17 protein-coding genes are annotated in these 14,189 nt (G+C 43.2%); all 17 read left to right on the top strand.

Features of this window, described 5'->3' with window-relative positions:
- Positions 1-222: 222 nt before the first annotated feature.
- The 17 genes from HNR31_RS08775 (at position 223) to trpB (ending at position 14,186) form a co-directional block, all read left to right on the top strand.
- Positions 223-495: an HU family DNA-binding protein gene (locus tag HNR31_RS08775; protein ID WP_149917072.1), complete on the top strand. Its 273-nt coding sequence runs from the start codon at positions 223-225 to the stop codon at positions 493-495.
- 145 nt (positions 496-640) lie between these two features.
- Complete coding sequence (folE, locus tag HNR31_RS08780) at positions 641-1,210, top strand: GTP cyclohydrolase I FolE (RefSeq protein ID WP_181555891.1); 570 nt, start codon at positions 641-643, stop codon at positions 1,208-1,210.
- A gap of 58 nt (positions 1,211-1,268) precedes the next feature.
- Positions 1,269-1,493 (top strand): trp RNA-binding attenuation protein MtrB, encoded by a 225-nt coding sequence (gene mtrB / locus HNR31_RS08785; RefSeq protein ID WP_181555892.1) that lies wholly within the window; start codon positions 1,269-1,271, stop codon positions 1,491-1,493.
- A gap of 115 nt (positions 1,494-1,608) precedes the next feature.
- A complete protein-coding gene (locus HNR31_RS08790) occupies positions 1,609-2,403 on the top strand; it encodes a heptaprenyl diphosphate synthase component 1 (protein WP_181556107.1) in 795 nt (264 codons plus the stop codon).
- A gap of 5 nt (positions 2,404-2,408) precedes the next feature.
- The gene (menG, locus tag HNR31_RS08795) at positions 2,409-3,113 is read left to right on the top strand and encodes a demethylmenaquinone methyltransferase (RefSeq protein ID WP_181555893.1); all 705 of its coding nucleotides are present in this window, start codon (positions 2,409-2,411) and stop codon (positions 3,111-3,113) included.
- Positions 3,114-3,259: 146 nt separating this feature from the next.
- Positions 3,260-4,222, top strand: coding sequence for a heptaprenyl diphosphate synthase component II (gene hepT / locus HNR31_RS08800; protein WP_181556108.1), 963 nt, complete (start codon positions 3,260-3,262; stop codon positions 4,220-4,222).
- A gap of 189 nt (positions 4,223-4,411) precedes the next feature.
- Positions 4,412-4,858, top strand: a complete 447-nt coding sequence (gene ndk, locus HNR31_RS08805; RefSeq protein WP_181555894.1) for a nucleoside-diphosphate kinase — start codon at positions 4,412-4,414, stop codon at positions 4,856-4,858.
- Positions 4,858-5,061 (top strand): hypothetical protein, encoded by a 204-nt coding sequence (locus HNR31_RS08810; RefSeq protein WP_181555895.1) that lies wholly within the window; start codon positions 4,858-4,860, stop codon positions 5,059-5,061. Before ndk ends, HNR31_RS08810 begins: the two co-directional genes overlap by 1 nt.
- Positions 5,062-5,309: 248 nt before the next feature.
- Entirely contained in the window at positions 5,310-6,083 is a 774-nt protein-coding gene (locus HNR31_RS08815; RefSeq protein ID WP_181555896.1) for a CheR family methyltransferase, read from the top strand.
- 117 nt (positions 6,084-6,200) lie between these two features.
- Entirely contained in the window at positions 6,201-7,364 is a 1,164-nt protein-coding gene (gene aroC / locus HNR31_RS08820; RefSeq protein WP_181555897.1) for a chorismate synthase, read from the top strand.
- A 2-nt stretch (positions 7,365-7,366) separates the two neighbouring features.
- The gene (gene aroB / locus HNR31_RS08825; protein ID WP_181555898.1) at positions 7,367-8,470 is read left to right on the top strand and encodes a 3-dehydroquinate synthase; all 1,104 of its coding nucleotides are present in this window, start codon (positions 7,367-7,369) and stop codon (positions 8,468-8,470) included.
- Complete coding sequence (gene aroH, locus HNR31_RS08830) at positions 8,463-8,843, top strand: chorismate mutase (protein ID WP_181555899.1); 381 nt, start codon at positions 8,463-8,465, stop codon at positions 8,841-8,843. The genes aroB and aroH overlap by 8 nt, the downstream gene beginning before the upstream one ends.
- 200 nt (positions 8,844-9,043) lie before the next feature.
- Positions 9,044-10,570: an anthranilate synthase component I gene (trpE, locus tag HNR31_RS08835; protein WP_181555900.1), complete on the top strand. Its 1,527-nt coding sequence runs from the start codon at positions 9,044-9,046 to the stop codon at positions 10,568-10,570.
- On the top strand, positions 10,563-11,582 hold the full coding sequence (gene trpD, locus HNR31_RS08840) for an anthranilate phosphoribosyltransferase (RefSeq protein WP_181555901.1): 1,020 nt from the start codon (positions 10,563-10,565) through the stop codon (positions 11,580-11,582). Before trpE ends, trpD begins: the two co-directional genes overlap by 8 nt.
- Positions 11,575-12,354, top strand: coding sequence for an indole-3-glycerol phosphate synthase TrpC (gene trpC, locus HNR31_RS08845; protein WP_181555902.1), 780 nt, complete (start codon positions 11,575-11,577; stop codon positions 12,352-12,354). Before trpD ends, trpC begins: the two co-directional genes overlap by 8 nt.
- Positions 12,338-12,991 carry a phosphoribosylanthranilate isomerase gene (locus HNR31_RS08850; RefSeq protein ID WP_374058299.1) on the top strand — a complete coding sequence of 218 codons (654 nt, stop codon included), beginning with the start codon at positions 12,338-12,340 and terminating at the stop codon, positions 12,989-12,991. Before trpC ends, HNR31_RS08850 begins: the two co-directional genes overlap by 17 nt.
- Positions 12,972-14,186, top strand: coding sequence for a tryptophan synthase subunit beta (trpB, locus tag HNR31_RS08855; RefSeq protein WP_181555904.1), 1,215 nt, complete (start codon positions 12,972-12,974; stop codon positions 14,184-14,186). The genes HNR31_RS08850 and trpB overlap by 20 nt, the downstream gene beginning before the upstream one ends.
- Positions 14,187-14,189 lie beyond the last annotated feature (3 nt).

The following is a 14,189-nucleotide window of genomic DNA, read 5'->3' on the forward strand; positions in this document are numbered from 1 at the left end:
ATAACACATAGGACATGTGATAATCTTTTATCAGAAAAAGTTAGTTTCTTTGGTGAAATGTGCCTAAATTGCATTCATGTGCTGAAAATATGTTGAATTATGACGATAAATCATTTAATATTAGGCATGTCACCAGCTTATATGTATAGAAATGCGAGAAAGTGTGAAGAAATGGAATAAGCAATGATTTTTTTATACATTCCTTGGGAGGAGGTGAATGGCATGAACAAGACAGAGTTAATCAATGCGGTTGCAGAAACAAGCGGTCTTTCTAAAAAAGACGCAACAAAAGCAGTTGATGCTGTATTTGAGTCTATTACAGAAGCTTTAAAAAATGGCGATAAAGTTCAATTAATCGGTTTTGGGAACTTCGAGGTGCGTGAACGCGCAGCGCGCAAAGGACGCAATCCGCAAACAGGGGAAGAAATGGAAATCCCTGCGAGCAAAGTTCCTGCATTTAAACCAGGTAAAGCTCTTAAAGATGCTGTAAAGTAAGTTTTACATAAACGAGGAACAAGCTTTTCAAGAGCTTTCAAGGAAGGGTAAGCTATTGCGCTGCCCTTCTTTTTTGCTTTTTTTTCATCATCTATGCTAGAATCGGGGTACATGTAGCATTTATCTTGCAGGAGGATGTTGGTTGATGTTAAACGTAAATTATGAGCAAATTGAACATGCGGTTCGTTTAATTTTGGAAGCGATTGGCGAAGATCCGAATCGAGAAGGACTTAGAGATACACCAAAACGTGTTGCGAAAATGTATGCGGAAGTATTTGCTGGATTAGTCGAAGATCCGAAGGAACATCTTCAAACAGTGTTTAGCGAAGATCATGAAGAATTAGTTCTTGTAAAAGATATTCCGTTTTTCTCTATGTGTGAACATCACTTAGTTCCGTTCTTCGGGGTTGCTCATGTCGCTTATATCCCACGCGGTGGAAAAGTGACAGGATTAAGCAAGCTGGCGCGCGCTGTCGAGGCGGTAGCTCGGAGACCGCAGTTGCAAGAACGCATTACAGCGACGGTTGCAGATGCAATTATGGAAACATTAGAACCACACGGTGTTATGGTGGTAGTGGAAGCCGAGCATATGTGTATGACAATGCGAGGAGTGAAAAAGCCGGGAGCGAAAACGGTCACGACGGCTGTGAGAGGGACATTTGAAACAAACGATGCTGCCCGTGCGGAAGTGGTTTCGCTTATTAAAAAAGGCTAAAATCATCTTTTAGTTATGAATTCTTTCATTTTGTGGAAAAATAGAAGGGAGGGCGTCTATGTATCCAAACAGCGATTATATCGTCATTAAAGCATTAGAAGATGGGGTCAATGTGATTGGTTTGACAAGGGGGGCAGACACTCGCTTCCATCATTCAGAAAAACTCGATAAAGGTGAAGTGCTGATTGCTCAATTTACAGAACATACATCAGCGATTAAAGTACGAGGCAAAGCGCTCATTCAAACGAACCACGGCGAAATTCAGTCCGAAGGGAAAAAGTAATGGGCGATATTTTCTATGAAACTAGAGCGTTTCATAAAAAATTATGTTATAATTAAAAACGCTATGTTTTGATACGAATTTCTGGGGACAAGGGTGATTGATATTGAAAACCATCATGAAAAAAATGGTGATGTTAAAAGAACAAATTGAGCGTTTTCTTCATCATCCATACTTGTTACAACATATCTCAACAAGACAAGTTGATGAAGATCGGATTTTACTGTCATTATCTATATTAGAAGATGCACGCATCTCGTCTGAAGAAGTCGAGCATTATATCATTCCGATGATGCTTGTACAAATCGCCCTTGATACCCATGACGAAGTGACGAATTCTCTTCCTTGTTGCGAAAACGATGAGTTGAAAACGAGGCAATTAGTTGTTCTTGCAGGGGATTTATATAGCGGTTTATATTACGATTATTTAGCGAAACTGAACCAAATTCCCATTATTCGCCTTTTTGCAGAAGCGATTAAGGAAATTAATGAACATAAACTCCGCTTATATCAAAGGGATATTGAACGAATCGAAACGCTTTTTCATAGCGTTGGAGTGATCGAATCCTCCCTTATTTGTAAACTCAGTGAACATTGTTCATCGCCGCTATGGTCGAAGTTTGCGTATTATTATTTGCTGTTAAAACGTTTGCATAATGAAAAGGAGAAATTCATGAACTTAGGCTCTTCGACCATTTTTGAACAGATGGCAACTATTTTATTTCAAAAAACGAAAATAATGACGAAAGAACAAAAACATTATTTACTTCATATTTGTAATCGTTACATTGATCATTGCAAGAAAGAGCTATTGAATATGAAACTCGATTTGAACGATTTATTGCAAACGCGCATTTCCGAACTTATTGGCAACTTTTCGGTCATCGCGAAAAAGACGGTGGAAGAAGGGTAAAAGGTATGCAGCAATCGAAGGAAGAACGAGTTCATCATGTATTTGAGAAAATTTATAAAAATTATGATCAGATGAATTCGGTGATTAGTTTTCGACGCCATCTCAAATGGCGCGAAGATACGATGAAACGAATGAATGTACGAAAAGGGGCGAAAGCGCTTGACGTTTGCTGTGGTACGGCCGATTGGACGATTGCACTTGCCGAGGCGGTAGGTCCTGCCGGTGAAGTATATGGGCTTGATTTTAGCCAAAATATGCTGCAAGTGGGAGAAGAAAAAGTAAAAGCGCGCCATTTGCAAAATGTGAAGCTCATCCACGGTAACGCGATGAAATTGCCGTTTTCGGACAATACGTTTGATTATGTAACCATTGGGTTTGGGTTGCGCAATGTCCCTGATTATATGACCGTGTTAAAGGAAATGTATCGCGTCACTAAACCGGGGGGGAAAGTCGTTTGCCTTGAAACATCGCAGCCAACCTTAATCGGTTTTCGCCAATTATATTATTTTTATTTTCGTTTTATCATGCCTCTTTTTGGAAAAATATTTGCGAAAAGTTATGAAGAATATTCATGGCTACAAGAATCAGCACGCGATTTTCCGGGAATGGATGAATTAGCACAAATGTTTCGAGATGCCGGTTTCGTTGACATTGAGGTGAAACCGTATACGTTTGGTGTAGCGGCGATGCACTTAGGTTATAAAAAATGACTTGAAAGATGATGTTTTGTACCGGTTGGGCGAACGGGAAGTAACGCTTGTGGAGTGGAAGGGGCGCCTTCGACGATGAAGCAAGAATTCACGGGGCTTGCCTCGTGTGAGTGTCAAAAATGTTGATAAAGATTAAGGTGAACATCATGAAGTTAAAAGCGATGTATTCGTTTTTGAATACAGATTTGCATGCCGTTGAACAGGAATTAGAGACGGCGATTCAGTCGGACTATTCGTTGCTTAGCGAAGCGGCCCTTCATTTGCTACAAGCCGGAGGAAAACGAATCCGTCCTGTTTTTGTATTGCTTTCAGGAAAGTTTGGTGACTACGATATTCATCGAATGAAATACGTGGCTGTCGCATTAGAGCTTATTCATATGGCTTCTCTTGTTCACGATGATGTGATCGACGATGCTCAGCTGCGTCGCGGCCGGGAGACGATTAAAGCAAAATGGAGCAATCGCTTTGCCATGTATACAGGGGACTATATGTTTGCCCGTTCCCTTGAGCTGATGGCGCACCTTGAAAATCCGCTTGCTCATCGTATTTTGGCGCATACAATTGTCGAAGTGTGTCGCGGAGAAATTGAACAAATCAAGGACAAATACCGCTTTGATCAAAATCTTCGCTGTTATTTACGGCGCATTAAGCGCAAAACCGCGCTATTGATTGCCGTCAGCTGTCAACTTGGAGCGATAGCGGCCAATGCTGCCAACGATATCTCTGAGCGACTTTATTTATTTGGTTACTACGTCGGGATGTCGTTTCAAATTACAGACGATATTCTCGATTTTATCGGTACGGAAGAGCAGCTTGGCAAGCCAGCAGGCAGCGATTTGCTGCAAGGAAACATTACGTTACCGGTTCTTTTTGCCATGGAAGATCACAGGGCAAAAGAAAAAATTATACAAGTGACCCCGCATACATCAGCTGATGAAATGAAGGAGATTATTTCGTTGATTAAGCAGACGGGAGCGATTGAAAAATCGTACGCTGTTAGCGACCTTTATTTGGAAAAAGCATTTCGTGTATTAGAAACATTACCGAAGAACAAAGCGCGTTCCACGTTATATGATTTAGCAAAATATATTGGAAAGCGGAAATTTTGACAGGCATACATAAGTCGCTCAAGCAGGCGAGCTGTCTTGTCTGCTTGAGCATGATAAACTGCATCGTTGACGAGAAAAAATAAAGCGTTTTCATGGTTGATATTGCTAATCGACGAAAACAATGGTACTATTTTGATGGGAATCCTATTTCCTAGTACATATAATGATGGCAGGGGTGGAGAATTCGCTATGGAAAGAACATTTTTAATGGTCAAACCTGATGGGGTTCAACGCAATTTAATTGGTGAGATTGTTGCTCGTTTTGAGAAAAAAGGATTTCAGCTTGTTGGTGCCAAACTGATGCAAGTGTCCCGTGAATTAGCAGAACAACATTATGCTGAACATAAAGCGCGTCCATTTTTCGGCGAGCTAGTCGATTTCATCACATCTGGTCCTGTGTTTGCAATGGTTTGGGAAGGAGAAAATGTCATTGCGACAGCACGCCAAATGATGGGGAAAACGAATCCACAAGATGCAGCACCTGGCACGATTCGCGGAGATTTCGGTTTAACCGTCGGCAAAAACGTCATTCATGGTTCCGATTCACCAGCAAGTGCTGAACGCGAAATCCATCTATTTTTTAAAGAAGAAGAACTTGTCGATTATTCAAAGCTAATGAATGAGTGGGTATATTAATGAAAATGGGGGCGATTGGCTTGATAGATGAGCTAGTCGCCTTTATCGTTCTACTAAACTGTCTCGTTCTCTTATGTCGAATAACCTTTGCCGTAGAAATAATGAAAATTTCTACAGATGAAGCACATTGGCTTCAAGATATCGCCGCAGCGCTTACATTTTTCTTATCATATCCAGAATTTAAGTCTTACTTCCTTTTTTAAGGAGAATGGTCTAGCTCGCCTCTGTTTTTCTTGTTGTCTAGCGCAGGCTCCTGACCAGTTCACTTCTTGAATAGCTATCCGTGCAAAAGAAACGTAATGTTTTGTGAGGAAAGAGCATTGCCCATCCGCGCGCAGAGGACGCTTTTTTATAAAATCTGCTATTTTTTCTCTTTTATTTTACGATATACTAATGATGAGAGATATTGGTGAAGGCAATTTTAGACTAATGGGAAGAGGAGAAGCGCTGAATGAATGATTACCAGCAGTTTATCGTAAACATAAAAAAGAAAACGGGCATTGATTTAGCCCAATATAAAGAAGCTCAAATGAAACGGCGATTAACGTCGCTGTATGAAAAACGAGGATTTAAAAGCTTTCAAGAATTTTTTCAAGCGATGGAGACCGATCAAAACTTATTTCATGAGTTCCTTGATCGGATGACGATTAATGTGTCCGAGTTTTACCGCAATGCCAAGCGGTGGGAAGTGCTGGAACAGAGGATTTTGCCGAAGCTCTTTGAGCGAAATCGCCGGCTAAAAGTATGGAGTGCCGCGTGTTCGACAGGGGAAGAGCCGTATACATTGGCGATGATTTTATCAAAATTCATGCCGCTTTCTCAAGTGTCGGTTTTAGCGACCGATTTAGATGAAAATGCGATTTCACGAGCCAAAATCGGAATTTACCCGGAGCGGTCGCTGCAAGAAGTTCCTGATGAGGTGAAGAAAAAGTTTTTCACAAAAGAAGGAATATATTATAAAATTGATGAACAGGTAAAAGGGGCTGTTACGTTTAAAAAACATAATTTGCTTGCGGATCCATTTGAAACAAACTATGATTTAATTGTGTGTCGTAATGTATTAATTTATTTTACGGAAGAAGCAAAACAATCACTTTATCATAAATTTAATCAGGCGTTGCGGCCAGGAGGCATTTTATTTGTAGGCAGCACCGAGCAAATTTTTAATCCGTTATCTTATGGATTCGAAACAGAAGATACATTTTTTTATCGAAAAGTCGAATAAGAATAGAAAGGGTTCATCGACACGATGAATTCTTTTTTTTCATAGACTCTTTTAATTTGCTGAAATTATGATATATTGTTACATAAACGCGTTAAAGAGTTGAAGGGAGAGAGAAACATGAGATATTTAACAGCAGGCGAGTCGCATGGACCGCAACTAACGACCATTTTAGAAGGGGTACCCGCTGGCTTGACGCTTCTAGCGGAACATATTAACACAGAGCTAGCAAGGCGGCAAAAAGGATATGGACGTGGAAGAAGAATGCAAATTGAAAAAGATGAAGTGAATATTTTAAGCGGTGTACGACACGGAAAAACGTTAGGGTCACCGATTACGCTCGTTGTGGAAAATCGCGATTGGAAACATTGGACAAAGATTATGGCGATTGAGCCAGTTGAAGAGGAAGAAGTGAAACGAAAAGTGAGCCGTCCGCGTCCGGGGCATGCCGACCTAAACGGTGCGATCAAGTATGGGCACCGCGATATGCGCAATGTGCTTGAACGTTCGTCAGCCCGGGAAACGACGGTGCGCGTTGCCGCTGGAGCGGTAGCGAAACGCATTTTAGCCGAGCTTGGCATTCAAGTGGTTGGTCATGTACTCGAAATTGGTGGAGTGCGCGCTCAGCATCTTTCGTATTCTTCCTTAGAAGAATTGCAGCGTGTTACTGAAGAATCACCGGTGCGCTGCTTTGATCAAGAAGCAGCGGTGAAAATGATGGAAGCGATCGATGAAGCGAAGAAAAACGGTGATTCGATCGGCGGCATCGTCGAAGTTATTGTCGAAGGGGTACCGGTGGGAGTCGGTAGTTACGTTCATTATGACCGGAAGCTCGATGCGAAAATTGCCGCAGCGATTGTTAGCATCAATGCGTTTAAAGGAGTAGAGTTCGGCATTGGCTTTGAAGCAGCACGACGTCCGGGCAGCGAAGTGCACGATGAAATTATTTGGAACGACACGGAAGGATTTAAGCGGCGCACGAATCGCGCTGGTGGATTTGAAGGTGGGATGACGACCGGCATGCCGATCATTGTGCGCGGAGTGATGAAGCCGATTCCGACGTTATATAAACCGCTGCAAAGCGTCGATATCGACACGAAAGAACCGTTTGCTGCAAGCATCGAACGTTCCGACAGTTGCGCTGTTCCAGCGGCGAGTGTTGTCGCTGAAGCGGTCGTTGCCTGGGAAATTGCATCGGCGATTGTCGATCAGTTCGGTCAAGATCGAATGGATGTCATTAAAGAAAATGTTGAAAACATGCGCCGTTATGCAAGGGAGTTTTAACGATGGAACGAATCAACATTGAAACAAAAACAAAACAATATCCAGTTTTTCTAGGAGAAGGAATCACCGAATCGCTCCCGCATCTATTAGCACAATTATCGTTTCCGAGCGGAACAAAAATCCTGATTGTCACCGATGAAACCGTCGAAGCGTTATATTGTCCAAAGCTTCGTTCCGTTTTATCCCAACAATACGATGTGTACACCTACGTGGTGCCAAGCGGGGAGAGCTCGAAATCATTTGAGAACTATTATGCATGTCAAACAGCAGCGCTTACATACGGGCTCGATCGCCATTCCCTTATCATTGCGTTCGGTGGCGGTGTTGTTGGCGATTTAGCTGGCTTTGTTGCGGCGACGTTTATGCGCGGCATCCCGTACATTCAAATGCCGACGACTTTGCTTGCGCACGATAGCGCCGTCGGAGGAAAAGTAGCGATTAACCACCCGTTAGGGAAAAACATGATTGGAGCGTTTCATCAGCCGGAAGCGGTTATTTATGATATCGCCTTTTTGCGGTCGCTTCCGGAAAAAGAGTTGCGGTCCGGTTTTGCCGAAGTTATTAAGCACGCCCTCATTCACGATCGTGCTTTTTATGAGTGGCTGAAAAGAGAAATCCATTGCTTAGATGATTTAGAAGGACAAAAGTTGCAGTATTGTATTCACAGAGGAATCCAAATTAAAGCAGGGATTGTCCAAGAAGATGAAAAAGAAACGGGTATTCGCGCCTATTTAAATTTCGGACATACGCTCGGCCATGCGCTTGAGAGTGAGCTTGGTTACGGAACGATCACGCATGGAGATGCGGTCGCAGTCGGCATGTTATTTGCTCTGTTTGTGAGCGAACGTCTGTATGGTGTTTCGTTTCATGACCATCAGTTTTGTTCGTGGTTTCAAACATACGGTTTTCCAACTTCGCTTCCGCCGCATATTTCCCCTGAACAACTATTGCAAAAAATGAAAGGGGATAAAAAAGCAAAAGCGGGAACTGTTCGCATGGTTTTATTAAGAGACATTGGAAACGTACAAATTGAAACAATCGAAGATGAACAACTGCTATCATTACTTCATGAATTTTTGGAAAGAAAGGAAGAAAAAAATGATTAGGGGGATCCGAGGAGCGACGACCATTGAGAAGAATGAGGCGAACGAAATCATCGATGCAACGGAGGAACTGTTGCGGGAAATGATTCGTGCGAACGATGTTAAAGCGAGCGATGTTGCATCTGTACTTATTTCCGCAACAGAGGATGTAACCGCGGCGTTTCCGGCACAAGCGCTTCGCCGCATTGAAGACTGGACGTACGTACCGGTCATGTGCATGCAGGAAATTCCTGTCCCTCATTCGTTGCCGCGTTGCATTCGCGTCATGATGACGGTTCATACGACGAAGGCACAAGAGGAAATTGCCCATATTTATTTGCGGAACGCCGTCCAACTACGACCAGATTTGTCATTGACAAGAAAAAAGGAATTATAATATGATAGAAACTAAAGTAAGGCATGAGTTGAGTGAGACGAGTATAGGGTAGATGAGAATGAGCGAGTTTAGTTGAGGTAAGCTTTACGTATCAATGAAATGAAATCTACCCAAAGACCATCCGTCTTTGGGTTTTTTTATTCCTCACAACCAGCCTCACAAACCCTCATTCTCCATCCGACAAGACGGAGGAGAGAAGGATGAAAAACTGCAATATCACCACCTTTTTGGAAGATGCCGGCCGGTTTCGAACGATTCCAATTGTGCGCCGCTTTTTTGCTGATGTGTTTGAACCGCTACAAATCTTTGAAAATCTCAAGCAGGAAGCAACGTTTTTATTAGAAAGTAAAGATGAACAATCCCCATGGTCGCGTTACTCGTTTATTGGCTTATCACCGTTTATGACGATTGAAAGTGAGACAGGGCATTCGTTTTTGGTTGTCAATGAACGGGGAGAAGAAATGACAGCTACTTCATCTTTGAAAGAAGCGTTTTTGTATGCAGAACAACAGTTGCGAGTGAAACGGATCGTTACGGAAATTCCGTTTATCGGCGGCGCCGTTGGGTTTTTAGGGTATGATTTGGTCTCTTCCATCGAAAAAGTTCCTTTCCATCCCAATCATGATTTGACAATGAAGGTTGCTCATTTTACATTTTGTGAATCACTCATTGTTTTTGATCATATGAAACGCGAGATCGTTTTCATTCACTACGTTCGTCTCCTTGATAATGACAGCGAACGAATGAAACGGCAGAAATACGAAGCAGGGGCAAAGCGGATTGAGTCATTAATGAAGAAGGCAGCAAGCGGATTGAAGCAGCCAGTATTACCGCTTGTAGATGATGAGCAAGATACGTATGTTTCGTTCGATCGTGTGATGTCGACGTACGATCAAGAAACATTTATAAGAGACGTTGAAAAAATTAAGGACTACATCGCAGCAGGGGATACTTTTCAGGCGGTATTGTCGCAACGATTTACCGTTCCGATTCGCGTAAACGGGTTTCAGTTGTATCGCGTGCTTCGCAACATTAATCCATCGCCGTATATGTTTTACATTCAGACGGACGATATCGAAATTATCGGAAGCTCACCAGAAAAGTTAGTTCAAGTGCAACACGGCCATATGGAAATCCATCCGATCGCCGGAACAAGGAGGAGAGGGAGATCGCCGAAAGAAGATGTACAGCTTGCCGAGGAGCTTTTCAACGATCCGAAAGAACGTGCAGAGCATTACATGTTAGTGGATCTAGCACGCAACGATATTGGAAAAGTTGCGAAATATGGAACAGTCCAAACACCAGTCTTAATGGAGATTGGCAAATTTTCTCATGTGATGCATCTTATTTCGAAAGTAACGGGAGAACTGAAAGACGATGTTCATCCGATCGATGCGTTGTTAGCGGCGTTTCCAGCTGGGACGGTGAGCGGGGCTCCAAAGGTGCGAGCGATGCAAATTTTACAAGAATTAGAGCCGACAGCAAGAAATTTATACGCGGGTACCATCGCTTATATCGGATTTGATGGAAATATCGATTCATGTATTGCGATTCGCACCGCTGTTGTAAAAGACGGTTATGCTTATGTGCAGGCAGGAGCGGGCATTGTTGCTGATTCCGTTCCTGAACTCGAGTGGAAAGAAACGCGCAATAAAGCAAGTGCACTCATCAAAGCGATCGAAAGGGCGGAACGATTGTTTGTGAAAGGAGAGAATCTCTATGTTTAAACAGCTATTAGCCAAATGCATCGAAGGATACACATTAACGGAACAGGAAGCGTATGATGCGATGGGCGCGATTATGTCAGGGGAAGTAACTGCAAGCCAAATAGCGAGTTTTTTGTCTATTTTGCGTTTGCGCGGCGAAACGGTTGAGGAATTAACCGGACTAGCTCGAGGAATGCGCAGCCGGATGATGACGATCCATTATGATGAAGAGGTCATTGATACATGTGGCACAGGAGGAGATGAGGCTTCCACCTTTAATATTTCCACAGCAGCAGCGATTGTTGTTTCATCACTTGGAGTGAAAGTAGCCAAACACGGTAATCGTGCTGTTTCTTCAAAAAGTGGCAGCGCTGATGTACTTGAGGCGCTTCGCATTGATATTCAAGAAACCCCAGAGGAAGCCAAAGAGTCATTGCGCACGAAAGGGTTAGCCTTTTTATTTGCACCGCTTTACCATGCTGCAATGAAATACGCAGCCGCACCGCGCAAAGAAATCGGCTTTCGCACCGCTTTTAATTTGCTTGGACCTCTTGCCAATCCGGCGAGATGTAAGCGGCAAGTTATTGGTGTTTACTCTACACGTTATGCGGAAAAAATTGCCGAAGCATTAGGGCGTCTTGGCTCGTCACACGTTGTGTTAGTAACCGGCAAAGATGGCCTAGACGAATGCAGCATTACGACAGAAACCGATGTCGTCGAATTGAAAAATGGAGAAATTCGCCGTTATATACTAACACCCGAAGAGTGTGGATTGTCGCGCGGAAGTTTGAAAGACATTCAAGTCCATACCGTTCAGCAAAGCGCCGAGTTATTGAAAGCGGTAATGGAAGGAACGGCAAACGAAAGTGCCATTAATATTGTAAGCTTAAACGCTGGAGTTGCTTTGTATGTCGCTGGAAAAGTCACGTCGATTCGCGAAGGGGTAGAGATGGCAAAAGAAGCGATCATTACCAAGCGAGCATTGATGCAATTTCAACGCTTGCAAACGAAAGAGGTCGAAAAATATGCTTGAACAAATTCTCACAACGAAACGAAAGGAAGTCACAACATTAACGTTGCCGTCAACATGGTCGGAGGTGAAACGTGCATCGTTGTCAGCGGCATTGCGAAAACCGAAACGATCGATCGGTCTCATTGCTGAAGTGAAAAAAGCGTCCCCATCGAAAGGATTGATTCGTCCGGACTTTCATCCTGTAGACATTGCCAAAGCTTACGAGCAAGCGGGCGCTGACGCGATTTCTGTCCTTACTGATGTGAAATATTTTCAAGGGCATCGCCAGTACCTGACGGATGTGAAACAAGCCGTTCAACTTCCTGTTCTTCGTAAAGATTTTATTATCGACCGCATTCAAATTGAAGAAAGTGTCAGAATCGGTGCGGATGCCATTTTATTAATCGGTGAAGCTCTTCCTCCAAAAACGTTATATGAGCTGTACAAAGAAGCGTATGAAAAAGGATTAGAGTGTTTAGTTGAAGTGCATAAACGTGAAACGTTGGAAAACATTTTAGCGATATTTACACCGGAAATCATTGGGGTTAATAACCGTGATTTATGCACGTTCGTTACTTCATTAGAGACGACAAAAGAAGTAGTGCCGTTCGTGCCGGCCGACAGCATCATTGTCAGCGAAAGCGGCATCGGTAATGCTTCTGACTTGACAACGGTGCAAACATACGGAGCAAAAGCTGTATTAGTTGGAGAATCGTTGATGAGAAAAGAAGATGTCGGTGCAGCAGTTCATGAACTGTTTCAGGAGGTGGACGGTATTGTCCGTTCTTCTTAAGTATTGCGGAAATCGTTCGGCAGCGGATTTACAAAAAAGTGCAAACAGCGGTGCTCATTATCTCGGATTGATTTTTGCAGAAAGCAAACGGAAAGTAGAGGCGCATGAGGTAAAAAAATGGCTTGAGACGGTATCATTGAACGGAAAACAACTTGTCGGTGTATTCGTTAATGCTTCAGTTGAAGACATTTGTAAGGTTGTGCGCACCGTCCCGCTTTCCGTCATTCAATGCCACGGCAGTGAAACGGTTGAACAAGTAGTAAAAATTAAAGAAGCCACCAATCTTGTTGTTTGGAAAGCGATTCATCACCAAGAAGACGCTCTTGAGAAAATGAAACAATATGCAAGTTTTGTAGACGGCTATGTCGTTGATAGCCGAGTTAGCAGCACATGGGGAGGAACAGGCATTTCATTCGATTGGCGCCACATTCCATTCTATTTAGAAGAGGCTGAGCGCCAAGCTGTTCCTTGTTTGATTGCTGGCGGAGTGAACCCCGACAATATTGAAGAGCTGCTTTGCTATCGCCCGCATGGTATAGACATCAGCAGTGGCATTGAAAAAAACGGAGAAAAATGTACAAGAAAAATGAAACAGATTGAAGAGAAGGTGAACCGATATGTACAATGTTCCGAATGAGAATGGGAGATTTGGTGATTTCGGCGGTAAATTCGTGCCAGAAACGCTAATGCTGCCGCTTGAAGAAATCGAGCAGGAATTAACAAAAGCGCTAGCAGATGAACAGTTTAAAGCTGAATATGTTCATATTTTACAAGAATATTCAGGGCGTCCAACACAGCTGACGTACGCTCCCAATCTGACAGCAAAGCTAAATGGTGCGAAAATTTATTTCAAACGTGAAGATTTAAACCATACAGGTGCCCATAAAATTAATAATGCAATTGGACAGGCGCTGCTTGCAAAACGAATGGGAAAGAAAAAATTAATTGCTGAAACGGGAGCGGGGCAGCATGGGGTCGCAGCGGCAACGGTTGCAGCGCGCTTCGGAATGGAATGCATTGTATTTATGGGAGAAGAAGATATTAAGCGGCAGGAATTAAACGTTTTTCGCATGAAATTATTAGGAGCGGAAGTTGTTCCTGTCTACAGCGGAAACCGGACGCTAAAAGATGCAACAAACGAAGCGATTCGTTATTGGGTCCAACATTGTGACGATCATTTTTACATGATTGGCTCGGTTGTCGGTCCGCACCCATATCCGAAGATGGTGCGTGAGTTTCAACGCATTATCGGCGATGAAGCAAAACGTCAATTTTTAGAGCGTGAAGGAACACTACCGGATGTTGTTGTTGCGTGTGTCGGAGGAGGAAGTAATGCGATTGGTATGTTTTATCCATTTTTAGAAGATGATGTGATACTTGTTGGAGTGGAAGCAGCAGGAAAGGGAGTGGATACACCTTATCATGCCGCCACGATAACAAAAGGAACAAAAGGGGTTATTCACGGCTCTTTGACATATTTGTTGCAGGATGAGTACGGGCAAATCCTTGAGCCATATTCGATTTCTGCCGGTCTTGATTATCCGGGTGTCGGTCCAGAACATGCGTACTTAGCGAGCATTGGCCGAGTGCGTTACGAAAGTGTAACAGATGAAGAAGCTCTTGCGGCGTTCCAATTGGTCGCAAGAGAAGAAGGGATTATTCCGGCGATTGAATCCGCTCATGCTCTGGCAAAAGCGTTTCAAATTGCTGCAATGCTTCGAAAAGATGAGACGGTGCTCGTTTGTTTATCGGGACGCGGTGATAAAGATGTGCAAGCGGTCATGAATGATCTCAAAGGAGGGCTCGACATTGCAACTACTCACAACAGCTAAACC

This window comes from Thermaerobacillus caldiproteolyticus, assembly GCF_013761245.1.
Lineage (GTDB): Bacteria > Bacillota > Bacilli > Bacillales > Anoxybacillaceae > Thermaerobacillus > Thermaerobacillus caldiproteolyticus.

What these genes read in the sequence shown, in the direction of transcription:
- HNR31_RS08775 (WP_149917072.1), top strand. Translation starts at nt 223, where the DNA reads ATGAACAAGACAGAGTTAATCAATGCGGTTGCAGAAACAAGCGGTCTT.
- folE (WP_181555891.1), top strand. Translation starts at nt 641, where the DNA reads ATGTTAAACGTAAATTATGAGCAAATTGAACATGCGGTTCGTTTAATT.
- mtrB (WP_181555892.1), top strand. Translation starts at nt 1,269, where the DNA reads ATGTATCCAAACAGCGATTATATCGTCATTAAAGCATTAGAAGATGGG.
- HNR31_RS08790 (WP_181556107.1), top strand. Translation starts at nt 1,609, where the DNA reads ATGAAAAAAATGGTGATGTTAAAAGAACAAATTGAGCGTTTTCTTCAT.
- menG (WP_181555893.1), top strand. Translation starts at nt 2,409, where the DNA reads ATGCAGCAATCGAAGGAAGAACGAGTTCATCATGTATTTGAGAAAATT.
- hepT (WP_181556108.1), top strand. Translation starts at nt 3,260, where the DNA reads ATGAAGTTAAAAGCGATGTATTCGTTTTTGAATACAGATTTGCATGCC.
- ndk (WP_181555894.1), top strand. Translation starts at nt 4,412, where the DNA reads ATGGAAAGAACATTTTTAATGGTCAAACCTGATGGGGTTCAACGCAAT.
- HNR31_RS08810 (WP_181555895.1), top strand. Translation starts at nt 4,858, where the DNA reads ATGAAAATGGGGGCGATTGGCTTGATAGATGAGCTAGTCGCCTTTATC.
- HNR31_RS08815 (WP_181555896.1), top strand. Translation starts at nt 5,310, where the DNA reads ATGAATGATTACCAGCAGTTTATCGTAAACATAAAAAAGAAAACGGGC.
- aroC (WP_181555897.1), top strand. Translation starts at nt 6,201, where the DNA reads ATGAGATATTTAACAGCAGGCGAGTCGCATGGACCGCAACTAACGACC.
- aroB (WP_181555898.1), top strand. Translation starts at nt 7,367, where the DNA reads ATGGAACGAATCAACATTGAAACAAAAACAAAACAATATCCAGTTTTT.
- aroH (WP_181555899.1), top strand. Translation starts at nt 8,463, where the DNA reads ATGATTAGGGGGATCCGAGGAGCGACGACCATTGAGAAGAATGAGGCG.
- trpE (WP_181555900.1), top strand. Translation starts at nt 9,044, where the DNA reads ATGAAAAACTGCAATATCACCACCTTTTTGGAAGATGCCGGCCGGTTT.
- trpD (WP_181555901.1), top strand. Translation starts at nt 10,563, where the DNA reads ATGTTTAAACAGCTATTAGCCAAATGCATCGAAGGATACACATTAACG.
- trpC (WP_181555902.1), top strand. Translation starts at nt 11,575, where the DNA reads ATGCTTGAACAAATTCTCACAACGAAACGAAAGGAAGTCACAACATTA.
- trpB (WP_181555904.1), top strand. Translation starts at nt 12,972, where the DNA reads ATGTACAATGTTCCGAATGAGAATGGGAGATTTGGTGATTTCGGCGGT.